The sequence below is a fragment of the Rheinheimera gaetbuli genome (assembly GCF_054781935.1).
Genome location: NZ_BAAGTL010000001.1, coordinates 383106 through 395251, shown reverse-complemented (window position 1 = coordinate 395251; position 12146 = coordinate 383106). Strand labels below are relative to the sequence as shown.

Annotated in this window: 10 protein-coding genes and 1 other RNA gene; 5 read left to right on the top strand and 6 right to left on the bottom strand. The window is 50.2% G+C overall.

The genetic code is table 11. From position 1 onward, the window contains the following. Nucleotide 1 precedes the first annotated feature (1 nt). The 4 genes from ACYVIC_RS01900 to ACYVIC_RS01885 are packed head-to-tail and all read right to left on the bottom strand — an operon-like array spanning nt 2 to nt 3369. Nucleotides 2-571: a BON domain-containing protein gene (locus ACYVIC_RS01900; RefSeq protein WP_460856766.1), complete on the bottom strand. Its 570-nt coding sequence runs from the start codon at nt 569-571 to the stop codon at nt 2-4. Continuing rightward, on the bottom strand, nt 568-1149 hold the full coding sequence (locus ACYVIC_RS01895) for an SIS domain-containing protein (RefSeq protein ID WP_460856764.1): 582 nt from the start codon (nt 1147-1149) through the stop codon (nt 568-570). Before ACYVIC_RS01895 ends, ACYVIC_RS01900 begins: the two co-directional genes overlap by 4 nt. Nucleotides 1150-1170: 21 nt before the next feature. After that, nucleotides 1171-1518 (bottom strand): YraN family protein, encoded by a 348-nt coding sequence (locus ACYVIC_RS01890; RefSeq protein WP_460856762.1) that lies wholly within the window; start codon nt 1516-1518, stop codon nt 1171-1173. Between the two features lie 6 nt (nt 1519-1524). Further along, nucleotides 1525-3369, bottom strand: a complete 1845-nt coding sequence (locus ACYVIC_RS01885; protein WP_460856760.1) for a penicillin-binding protein activator — start codon at nt 3367-3369, stop codon at nt 1525-1527. 86 nt (nt 3370-3455) lie between these two features. Here ACYVIC_RS01885 and rsmI point away from each other — a divergent pair, with 86 nt between their 5' ends. Beyond that, nucleotides 3456-4307: a 16S rRNA (cytidine(1402)-2'-O)-methyltransferase gene (gene rsmI, locus ACYVIC_RS01880; RefSeq protein WP_460856759.1), complete on the top strand. Its 852-nt coding sequence runs from the start codon at nt 3456-3458 to the stop codon at nt 4305-4307. A 20-nt stretch (nt 4308-4327) separates the two neighbouring features. After that, nucleotides 4328-4696: RNase P RNA component class A (gene rnpB / locus ACYVIC_RS01875), an RNA gene on the top strand. A gap of 190 nt (nt 4697-4886) precedes the next feature. Here the strand turns inward: rnpB and ACYVIC_RS01870 are convergent. Beyond that, nucleotides 4887-7724: a TonB-dependent receptor gene (locus ACYVIC_RS01870; RefSeq protein WP_460856757.1), complete on the bottom strand. Its 2838-nt coding sequence runs from the start codon at nt 7722-7724 to the stop codon at nt 4887-4889. 256 nt (nt 7725-7980) lie between these two features. Here ACYVIC_RS01870 and ACYVIC_RS01865 point away from each other — a divergent pair, with 256 nt between their 5' ends. Further along, a complete protein-coding gene (locus tag ACYVIC_RS01865; protein ID WP_460856754.1) occupies nt 7981-9351 on the top strand; it encodes an SH3 domain-containing protein in 1371 nt (456 codons plus the stop codon). Between the two features lie 12 nt (nt 9352-9363). Then, the gene (locus ACYVIC_RS01860) at nt 9364-10461 is read left to right on the top strand and encodes a dipeptide epimerase (RefSeq protein ID WP_460856752.1); all 1098 of its coding nucleotides are present in this window, start codon (nt 9364-9366) and stop codon (nt 10459-10461) included. Here ACYVIC_RS01860 and ACYVIC_RS01855 read toward each other — a convergent pair whose 3' ends face one another. Beyond that, the gene (locus ACYVIC_RS01855) at nt 10462-11310 is read right to left on the bottom strand and encodes a MurR/RpiR family transcriptional regulator (RefSeq protein WP_460856750.1); all 849 of its coding nucleotides are present in this window, start codon (nt 11308-11310) and stop codon (nt 10462-10464) included. It lies immediately after the preceding gene. A gap of 371 nt (nt 11311-11681) precedes the next feature. On the opposite strand from ACYVIC_RS01855, the gene mraZ reads away from it, so the two are divergent. Beyond that, nucleotides 11682-12146, top strand: coding sequence for a division/cell wall cluster transcriptional repressor MraZ (mraZ, locus tag ACYVIC_RS01850; protein ID WP_460856748.1), 465 nt, complete (start codon nt 11682-11684; stop codon nt 12144-12146).

Here is a 12146-nt window from a genome sequence, read left to right as displayed (position 1 = left end):
GCTAACGGATTTCAAAAGCGCGTATCACGCGCGCTACGCCTTCTACATGGCGGGTTATTTCTACGGCTTTGGCCGCTTCCTGTTCACTGACCAGGCCCATTAAAAACACCTCGGCGTTTTCGGTAACCACCTTAATATTTAAGCCGCTTACTTGTTCATCGGCCAGCAGCTGGGTTTTTACTTTGGTTGAGATCCAGCTGTCGCGGGTGCGGGTAGTAAGGGCGGTGTTATTACCCAGACGTATTTGGTTTTGCACATCGCGCACGCCATCGAGCTGGCGCACCAGTGCCTGCGCCTGCTGGCGGATTTGCTCATTGCGGGTTTGGCCGGTTAGCAGGATCACGCCGTTATAGCTGGTGACATTGATATTGCTGCCTTCAGCGGTAACTGAGTTGTCGGCCAGGGCTCGTTGGGCTTTTAATACCACATTTTTATCGTCTATCTGAGCGCCCAGTGTGCGCCTGTCATTGGCTGCGGTTACCGCGCCTGCGCCGCCGGCCACTACGGCTGCGGCACAGCCTTGCAATAACGCCAGTAATGCCAGGGCCGATATTAATTTAAGCCGGTTCATACATCTCCTTGTTGTGGAAATAAGGTTAGCTCTATTACTTCGCACAAGCTGTGCAGTACAAAGGTAAAGCATTCAAATATACGTGCCGGACGGTGCGCCGGCACTTTTAATTCAACGTCTTGCTGGTTTAGCAAACCCGACAGTTCGGAACTGCCATCTACAGTAAGTGCTACTATCTTCATGTCGTTGGTTAGTGCTGCTTCGACCGCTTTGATTAAGCTCGGTTCACTGCCGCTGGCAGACACCACCAGTAATACATCATTATTTTGGCCTAACGCTTTAATTTGCCTGGCCAGGTAGTCCTGCTGCTGATGCTGTTGCAAGCTGTTACTGTACTGCTGTAATGCCAGTGCTGGCAGACAGGGCCGTTCGGTTTCAAACTTATCCAGCAACAATTGAGCGAAATGGGTTGCCAAACCGGCGGTAGCGCCATCACCGCAGCATATCACCTTACCGCCACTGACCAGATTATGCACTATAACCAGTGCAGCGTTTTCCAGCGAGCCCGACAGGCTTTCACCTGCGGCTATCATGGTTTGAATATTTTCACTGAATAACTGACGAATGTGTTCCTGCATGCCTGGTTCCTGCCAATAGTACTACTGTGAAATTGCGTTTTTCAGCCATTGATACTGATAGGGGGCTGCACCCTCAATTGCCAGTACGTCTAACCGGCACGGCTGGTCGCTTAAACGGTGTTGCTGCAAATACCAGCGGCAGCTGCGTAACAGCTTTTGCTGCTTACTAAAACTCACTGCTGCAAGGGCGCCGCCAAAGGCACTGCTGGCACGATATTTTACTTCAATAAACACCAGCGTGGCCCCATCGCGCATCACCAGGTCTATTTCACCGGCCTTACATTGATAGTTTTGCTGCACCAGTACAAGCCCCTGTTGCTGCAGGTAGCTCAGCGCCAGTTGCTCGTATTCTTTGCCCAGATTATTCATCCTGGCTTAGGGTTCCTGTATGGGGCGTAGCCGGTTATTACGGTAAGTGGCCCAGCTTAATTGCCGCACCAGGCTGCCGTCATTGTCTAGCCGTAACTGTCCGGTAAGGCCGGAAAATACCGCCGCTGGTAACTGTTGCTGCTGTCGCAGGCTGCCAAGCAGTTTATAGGCATCAAAGCCCATAGCAAATAAGCGTTGCAGGGTTTCGTCCTGCTCGCCAAATATCTGCTGGTATTGCTGGCGTAACTTAACGCTGTTTTGCTCGCCCAATAACCAGGGCATTTCTGTAAATGTCAGGCCGTTTAAGTCGCGCACGTCAGTGCTGTCTACCCGTGTGCTGTGGCTACGCGAGCTGGCATACACCGGCAGTTTAGGCGCCGTTGGGCTTACCGAAACATCAACAAAAGGTTTAAACAGCCGGGTCTGCACCGGATCGGCAATCAGGTAAATGGCATCTATGTCCAACCGGCTGTGTGGCTCGGCTTCCACTTTGCTGCTGATCATATTGCTGATACTTTTCACCCGTTCGCGGCTGCGGTCTGTTTCGAGTAATTTATTAATCAGGCTTTCCAAATCGGCCTTGGCATTAAACTGATAATGCTCTGGCGCGTCGTGGCCAAACTGGCGCCACTGACTGATAAACCGTTGCTGCATCCGCAAGTTGATATTGCTGGCGGCACTAATAATTACAGGCCGGCGGTAGTTTTTTTGCTGAAACAGCTGCGCCATTTGGGTCGCTTCGTCTTCCATGCTCAGGGCAAAGTAATAGCGCTCTGCTTTGGCGGGTGTGCTGCTGTCTTTACTGTTAAGAAACAAGGTTGGCCAAGGCCAATCTGTGGCTTGGTTGATGCTATCTACCTGCTCTTTAAGCAGTGGGCCAATGACAAAGTCGGCCTGGCTTTGATTAACCTGCTGCGCCAGCGCGTCGGCAGTTTGCTGGCTGTCAATAAAGGTGAGCTCTGCGCTGTTTTGCAAACTGGCTGCTGCCAAAATACCGTACTGCACCGCCTGGGCATGCTGGCTAAACTGGCCGGTTAACGGCAGTAACACGGCAATTCGCTGCGGCTGATAAGGTGTCAGGTTTAATAGCTGTAGTGCAGCCTCGGGCAGTGGCTGGCCGGCAGTTAACATCGGGTAGCGTTTTTGCCACTCTTCAAATGCCTGTTGCAGTTGCGCCGGCTGGCCAATATAGCGCCGGGTTAGCTGTGCCAGGTTTAACCAGCCAAGGCTGTATTGGCCGGCGCCGGTGCGCAGCGCGTCTAGTTGGCTGTCACTTAATGCCGCCAGGTTTTGCCACAATAAAGCCTGTTGCTGTGCCAGACTGGTGTTAGCCAGGGTATTTTCTGCCGGGTTTTGCGTCAGTTGTAACAGCAACTTTGCTGCCTGCAAATAACGCTGCTGTGATGACAGATACTGCGCAGATAACCAGATAAACTGCTGTTGATCTGCCGCCTCTACCAACGTTATCTGAGTATTATCAATTAATTGCGCAATATGGCTATGTTGCTCTGTTGCTATATAGGCTTGTAACAGCGGTAGTTTTAGCTGGCGCTGTATCAAAGGGTACGCCGTCAACCGCAAGCTTTCTGTTATGGCCAGTGCCAGCTTGTTATCTTGCTCAACTAACGCCTGGCGGGCTGCTTTAAGCAAATGATAGTGCTGTGCTTCGCCTTCATAGCGGCTGGCCTGGGCATACAGCGCACGGGCCGACAGCTGTTGTTCGGTTTTAGCGCCGCCGGGCTTGGTTTGCTGTGGGGTAGCTGTAGATGTCTGTTGGGGCCCCGAAGCGCAACTTAGCAACAGGCTGCTGATACAGATAAATAACAGGGGCTTTAATTTGCTGGAAGTCACAATGCGCAGTACCATAGCGAAACAATGGTCTTATCTTACTGAGACTGCAGGTTAAGCTCAAACAAATAGCGTGTTTAAATTAAATAATGGCAAAAGAAAACGGTTTTTTATATGTAGTGGCTACGCCGATTGGTAATCTGGACGATATTAGTCAACGTGGCATCAGCACCTTGCAGCAGGTTGACTGGATAGCCGCAGAGGATACCCGTCACACCGGGCGCCTATTGTCGCACCTTGGTATCAGCGCTAAAACCATTGCACTGCATGATCATAATGAAAAACAACGTGCCGCCAGTATTATTCAAAAATGTCTGGCCGGTGAGAGTGTGGCGCTGGTGTCTGATGCCGGCACGCCGCTGATAAGTGACCCTGGGTACAGCTTAGTGCGCCAGTGCCGTGATGCGGGTGTACGGGTTATCCCTATCCCAGGTCCTTGCGCATTGATAACCGCGTTGTGCGCAGCGGGTTTACCCACCGACAAATTCCATTTTATTGGCTTTTTGCTGCCAAAAAGTCAGCAGCGACAAAACCAGCTGGCCGATGTGCCGGCTGGGGTCGGCACTATTATTTGTTATGACACCGCCAGACGGATAAAAGATAGCTTGCAAGATGTAACAGCAGTATTTGGTGCCGAACGTGAGCTGGTGTTGGCCAAAGAGCTAACCAAAACCTTTGAACATCTGGAGTACGGTACAGCGGCACAGATCACCGCCTGGCTGGAACAAGATCCACAGCGCTGTCAGGGCGAGATGGTACTGATGATAGCGCCAACGCCAAAAGCTGATACCGAAGTGAGTGAAGCGGAACTTAACACCCTGAAATTGCTGCTGGCAGAGTTGCCCCTTAAAAAGGCGGCGGCGTTAACGGCGCAAATTCATGGTGGTAAGAAAAACACCTTGTACAAAGTGGCACTGCAATTGTCTGGTGAAACAGAATAAAACCGGTATAATTGCGCCCGTGAGTTGGCCAAGACAATCGCTGCCTGCGCAAGCAGGGGGAGGAAAGTCCGGGCTCCACAGGGCAGGGTGCCAGGTAACGCCTGGGGGGCGCGAGCCTACGACCAGTGCAACAGAGAGCAAACCGCCGATGGCCCACGCAAGTGGGATCAGGTAAGGGTGAAAGGGTGCGGTAAGAGCGCACCGCGCGGCTGGTAACAGTTCGTGGCACGGTAAACTCCACCCGGAGCAAGATCAAATAGGCCCCCTTTGGCGCGGCCCGCGTTGGGGGCGGGTAGATTGCTTGAGGCTTAAGGTGACTTAAGTCCTAGAGGAATGATTGTCACTCTGGCAACAGAGCACAAAACCCGGCTTAATGGCCGGCTCACACCACTTCAAAGAGAAACCGCAGCTATTCAGGCTGCGGTTTTTTTGCTTTTTATTGCCAGTAAAAAAGCCCGCACAAGGCGGGCAAAAATTCCAGGAACAACTGGGATGCTATGTCACGAGGTACGGCGTAACATAGCTGTCTTCCATGACAAAAGTTCAGCACCCTAACGTTAGCTAAGGTGCCGAGCAAACTTACATAAACTTATATTCCAGTAGCAGGGTATAAGCGCGGCCTCGTGGGTCGGCAATACGCGGCTCCCAGGCGGCACCGGCAGCAAAGTCGTTTTGGTGCGCGGTAAACGGCGGATCTTCGTCAAACAGGTTTTTGATGCCCAACGTCAGCTTCATATTATCTATGCCGCCGTAGGTAACGCTGTAGTTGTAGGTAATGTACGCATCGACATTAGGATCCCATTGCGCTGGTACATAGGTACCGTTGCGTACGCTAACCGGCAACTCGTCTTTATAACCATCACGATACAGCTGGGTTAAACTGTGGCTCCAGTCACCAAGCACATAGCTGAAGTTAAGCGTGTGCTTCCATTTAATGGGCAGGTTGTAGTAGCGCACATATTCACCAACCCGATTTTCGCTATACGGCAGGCTGTCGATACCCTTGCTCTTAAAGGTGTCGATGTAACTGCCATTTAAGTTAACTTTCCAGGCACCACCGGCCAGCTCACCGGTTAGGTTAACGTCCAGCTCGATACCCTGAGTCAGGGTGCCGCCAGAGTTAATATAGCGCCGGTCTATGGCTACGATATCGCCACTGGCATTACGTATCCAGTTGCTGGTGAACAAGTTATAGTTTTCAATCAGCACGTCGCGCGGTGCAGAGCGAATGGTATCTGTACGCTCAATTTCCCACCAGTCGAGGCTGAAATTGAAGTTGTCGGTCGGTACTACCACAAAACCTAAGCTTTTTTGCTCAGACTCCTCCGGTGCCAGATCTGGCTTGCCGCCAAACAGTTCTACCGGTTGAATACGTTCACAGCCGGGTACTGTTTCGTCGGCTACACCGCCCGGGCAGCTTGCCGGGTCGGCTAAGTCCAGGCCGGTGTATTGTGACTCGGTAATGCCGTTAAACAGCTGGTTAAATGATGGCACTTTAAAACCGGTACTGAACGCACCGCGGATCAGCAGTTGCTCCAGCGGCCGGTAGCTAAAGGCCACTTTAGGGTTGGTCGTACTACCAAAGCCGTCGTATTTGTCGTATCGGCCGGCTAATGTTACGTCCAGATTGTCCAGCACCGGCAGGTAAACTTCAGCAAATACCGCTTTGATATCACGGCTGACTTTTTCCAGTACGTTGGCATTATCAAACGGTGCCAAAAATACCGGCCGCATTTCGGCGCGTTCATCACCGTTAAATTTAAATTCTTCACGGCGTAAGTCGGTGCCAACCGCCATCATAATATTGCCACCCGGCAGCTCCAATGGCAGCTCACCAGAGAAGGTGGCGTCAATTTGTGTCATGATAGACTCGCCGCCGTATAACACAACACCACGTGCTGATGCGGCCTGCAACGCATTTATGCCTGCGGCAGTTTGACTTTGACCCGGCAGCAGGAACGGGTTAAGGTCGCCGCTGCCCAACACTTGTTGCAAGGCGTCGGTAAAGTAGTACCCGCCACCCAACTGAGAATCGGACTCGCTGGAGGCGCGGGATATACCAATATTGTAGTCCCAGTCAGCAACCACACCTTCAAACGCTGCCAAAAAACGATAGGCTTTGGTTGTCGTGTCGATCTCCCTGCCACCACAATCCATACAACGCCAGCGATAGGCAATACGCTCGCCGTAATTTAGCTGATCGGCGCCAAAGTAATCGGCCAGCGCGTTGTACACCGCATCATAAGATGCGCCGGTGCTGGGGTACCAGGTGTTTGGGCCAAAAGTACCACTTGGTGATATCTGATAAGGCTCAAAAGCTTTACTGACATCCACCTGTGAGGCAACAAATTCGATACTGGCCATATGCTCTTCGGCCAGTTTAAAGCTGGCACGACCAATAAAGTCGACGCTTTCTTGCGGTTGCTGAATACGTGCCGCCGCCGGGTAGTCCCAGGCACAGGCATAACGTGATGATTCTGAGCTCCACAATTTTTGATCGTAAGGCCCCATCATGTCACCGCCGCTTTCACAGCCTGCAGCGCCTGGTAAATCGAGAATATTTACCGCAATCACAGACTGGCCATCCAGTGGGTCAGTTAAGCCTGTACCGATAAGGTTAGGTTGGCTGGCACCACGGTTAAACACGGTGGCAAAAGGTGTGCCGCGGGTATCGGGCGACAAACCACGCTCTGGCTGGAACGTATTTGAGAAGTCTCGGTCATTGCCAGCCAGTACTTCATTTTTCTTGTATGACAAGGTACCGAATACATTCCAGCCGTCTTTATTAATATCTCCGGTACCAAATAGCAGGTTAGTGCGATAAATATTACCGCCACCGGCCTCGGTATGATCGACAAAGGCCGACGCTTCAGCACCGGTATAATCTTTTTTGGTAATAAAGTTAATAACACCGCCAATGGCATCGGTACCGTATACCGCTGAGGCGCCGTCACGCAGCACTTCAACCCGCTCCAGCGCCGCAAACGGAATAGAGTTTAAATCAACTGCACGGCCTTTTAAGCCATGGGTTGCTACCCGGCGGCCATTGAGCAGAACCAGAGTCGCATCGGCGCCCTGACCACGCAGGTTAGCGCCCGACACGCCATTATTACCGCGTTGCTCTTCGGACACGATGCCGCCATTACTGGCCAGGTTATCAGATGAGTTACCGGCAATATTCATTTGCAGTAATAACTGCTCCGCCGAGGTAATACCGGCAGCATCAATATCGGCGCGGCTAAATACGGTGATAGGCAACGCGCCTTCCAAAGCAGTGCGTTTAATACTGGAGCCGGTAACACGGATGCGTTCTACTTTGGCATCGGTATTGTCGGTTTGCGGTTCAACGTCCTGGGCATAGATATGTGTACTCAAGCCGGCAAGTGCTAAAGCCTGAATTAGCTTATTTAACTTCATCGCGTTCTCTCCTGGATTTGCAGGTATGTCTTATTATCGCTATCCATCAGTTTCGGGTTCTGCTGCCCGCTGTTTATGCTGAAGTGCAAGATGTTTAATTTCTGCACAAAATTAACATAGCAATATTTCTTTCCTTTGGAAAATAAATTATGCTTAATTTTGTAATTTATTGGAATATTTCATTCCTTCTGCAAAAATCAATACCAGCTGTTTACAACTAAACTAGTAAAAAACAATGGTATAAAAGGAATACTGCATGCGAAAAATATTTGGGCTACTGTGTTGTCTTAGCGCTTTAATGCTTGAGGCAGCAACCTTACCCTTTAGCTCAGATGTTCCTCTGTTATCTGCCGACCATCTGCACAGCAAATACTGGTTGCCTGGCGCGCAGCACGACAAGGTATTGCTTAGCCCGCAGCAAATAACCCAGCGCAATAGCGATACATTTGCTCTACAACCCGAGTTGCAAACCCTACAAAGCCTGCCACTGGCGCTCAGTAAAACCGAGCTGGCGGCAAAAATAGATCAGGTTAGTGCAATACCGCGTAGCAGCCGCTTCTATGCCGATGGTACAGAGCTGGATAGTGCGGCCTGGCAGCGATACCGTGCATTGCTGGCGCTTGACATGCTGCAGGAAGCCAACCCGCTGCAGTTTGCTTTAGTGGTAAAGCGCACGGCTGTGCGCGCTTTTCCCACCCGTGATCGGGTTTTTAACCAACAGATGAACCTTGATTTAGATCGTTTTAGTGAAACCGCGCTGTTTCCTGCCGAGCCAGTGGCGGTGTTGCACAAAAGCCAGGACGATAACTGGTTATTGGTGCAAAGCTACAACTATACCGGTTGGGTGCACAGAGACGACCTTGCCATCGGTGACAAAGCGCAAATTCTGGCCTATAGCCAGCGCGAGCCATTTATCGTTGTGAGCGGCGCTAAAGTTAACACGGCTTTTAATCCGGAGGTTGCCGCTATCTCTGAGCTGCAGCTGGATATGGGCGTGCGATTGCCGCTGCTAAATGCCAGTGAAACTGGCCATAGGCTTTATGGGCAAAACCCGGCAGCGAGTTACATAGTGCAATTACCACAGCGGCTGGATGATGGTAGCTTGCGGCTGATCCCGGCATTGATCCCACGCAGTGCTGACGTAAGCCTGGGTTATCTGCCATTTACTGAGCGCAATATTGTTACACAAGCGTTTAAATTTCTTGGCGAGCGTTACGGCTGGGGCCATGACTACAACGGCCGCGATTGCACCGGGTTTATTTCGGAAGTGTTCCGCAGTTTTGGCCTGCTGATGCCACGTAACTCGGGGCAACAGGGCAATGGCAGCTTCGGGCGTAATATCCGGTTTACCAACGACGACAGCAGTGCCACCGACAAATTGGCCGCGCTGGCGCAGTTACAAATTGGCGATCTGCTGTATTTTCCCGGTCATGTTGCTTTATACCTGGGCCATAGCAACAAAGAGGTTTTTATGATCCATGATGTTAATACCCTGATATATCCTGTACAGAGCGGCATGTACCACAGCAGCTTAAACGGTGTGGCGGTGACTCCGTTGCAACCGCTGTATGCCAACGCCCAGCAGTCGTATCTGCAGGCGCTTTATGCCATTAAATCACTTAGGTAACCGGAGCATACTATGAAAATCACCGATATTAAGTTGGGTATGTTACGTATACCACTGAAAACCCCTTTTAAAACGGCACTGCGTACGGTTAACACCATTGAAGATATAGTGGTGATGGTTGAAACCGACACCGGCCACATAGGCTATGGCGAAGCGCCGGCGACAGCAGTGATCACCGGTGATATTCACGGTTCTATTATTGGTGCCATACGTACGGTAATCAAACCGAAGCTAGTGGGGCAGGATATTGCCGATCTAAACCATATTATTCGTCTGATCCAAAATTGTATTGTGAAAAACTACAGCGCTAAAGCTGCAGTAGAAATTGCCGTGTATGACCTGTTTGCGCAGTTATACCAGGCTCCGCTGTATAAAATTCTTGGTGGTGGCGTGCCTAATATCACTACGGATATTACCATCAGCGTTGATTATATCGACAAAATGGTAGCCGACTCATTAAATGCGGTTGAGTTGGGGTTTGAAACTCTGAAAGTAAAAGTAGGCAAAGATATCGGCGTCGACATTGAAAGGGTAAAAGCCATTTACTCTGCGGTAGAGGGCAAGGCACTGATCCGGTTGGACGCTAATCAGGGCTGGACTGCAAAAGAAGCCGTTTATGCACTGCGTAAACTGGAAGATGCCGGGGTGCGGCTGGAATTGGTTGAGCAACCGGTAAAAGCTTACGATTTAGAAGGGCTGAAATATATTACCGAGCGTGTACATACCCCGGTAATGGCTGATGAAAGCAGTTTCGGCCCGCGGGAAGTTATCGAGCTGATTAAAATGCGTGCTGCCGATATTATCAATATAAAACTGATGAAAACCGGCGGCATTGCCAACGCCATTAAAATAGCCGATATCTGCTCGTTCTATGATATGCAATGCATGATAGGTTGTATGCTTGAAGGCAGTATCAGTGTTGCGGCAGCGGTGCATGTTGCAGTGGCCAAGTCTGACGTTATTACTAAAATAGATTTGGATGGCCCGTCATTGTGCTTGTTTGATCCGGTAAAAAGCAGCGTAACCTTTAATAATGCCGACATTACCATTGACGATGCACCCGGCCTGGGTATTACTGCCATTGACGGCCTTGAGTTGTTGCCAGACTAATCAGCGCTGTTCGAGTAAATCCAGCAGTTTGCTGCTTTCTTCCAGCACGTGGTCATTGTTTTGTTGCTGGCAAAGCAGCAAATACAGAATATGACACAGATGCTGTTGCGCCAGTTGCACCAGCAAGGCATTAACCCGCACGTTTTCATCACCGCTAAGTGCATATAATGCTATATCAGCAGCCAGGCTTAGCGCATTGGTTTTAAAGCTGGTCAGGCTGATAATACGGATCTGGCGTTGGCGGGCATAACGGGCCAGTTTAAGTAAGTCGGCATTCTGGCCTGACTCTGAAATAAGCAGTAACACGCTGTGCTTGTTTAACGTGCTGGCCAGTTGCAGCACTATCGCCGGGTCAGTATGCAGCAATGCCAGCTTGCCCAGTTGCAGCAGCCGAAACTGCATATCGTGCGCCACGATGCCAGATTGGCCAAAACCGGCAATCAGCACTTTGTCGGTGTGCAACAGGCAATCTGTGGCGTCCCGTAACGCTTTTTCGTCATTAATTTCTAAAATCCCCCTTAAATGGCTGTGCAGGCTAAATTGCAATTGCTCTACCAGGGTTTTTACATTGCTTTGTTGGTGTTTCTGCTCATTGTTATCACTGCGTTGCAATGTAGAGGCGGTGATCACCGCTTCGTTTACGGCCAGTTTTAAGTCTGGGTAGCCTTTATAACCCAGCTTTTGACAAAACTTCACTACACTGGATTGGCTGGTGCCAACAGCATCAGCCAGTTGCTGTGAAGAATAATCCCGTAGCAAATGGGCGTTATCCAGAATAAAATCCGCCAGTTTGCGCTCTATAATCGACATCTGCTCCAGCATGCCGCGGATTTTCAGTAAACACACCATAAAGCCGGTTCCTTGTGTTGCTTAAACGAGGTGTTGGAATTTGTTATTAGTATACCTGTTCAGTATTGAATAATTTATTCTGCATTGGCAAGTTAACGTAGAAAAAAGCAACACAATCGTACTGGCTGTACATAAAAACAGGCCTATTTATCGTCGCTTTTGATCTGTCTCCACTTTTTCCCACCAAAATCATCACCTTTGCTGCAGAGCTTATTTTTACTGTGATCGCAATCGATCAATAGCTCTGTTTTTACCTTGACAATGGTCAAACCTGCACCCTAAACTGTATCGTTGTGGGGATTTGTGGGTAAAAGTGGATCATTTTGGCTTGCCTACAGTACTAGACGAAAAATTAATCGCACAGGAAGCTTATGTTTCGTGGCTCATTTACGTTGACATTGGACGAGAAAGGACGGTTAGCGCTTCCAGCGCGTTACCGCGAATTTCTGCTGTCTGACTGTCAGGGCCACTTAATTTGTACCATCGATTTGCACGACCCTTGTTTATTGTTGTATCCGCTGGCTGAGTGGGAAGAAATAGAAGAAAAACTCAAACGCTTATCCAGTTTAAACCCGCAGGAACGCCGTTTGCAGCGCGTACTGCTGGGTAACGCGACTGACTGCGATATGGATAAAAGCGGCCGCATTTTGCTGCCGGCTCCATTGCGCCAGCATGCCGGCCTGAGTAAAGGTATCCGGTTGGTGGGTCAGTTAAATAAATTCGAGATCTGGGACGAAACCGCCTGGCATGACCGCCTTACAGCCGATATCGCGCTGGAGCAGGCTCAGGCCGGCGAAGTAGAGTTATCAGAACGTTTACAGGACTTTGCACTGTAA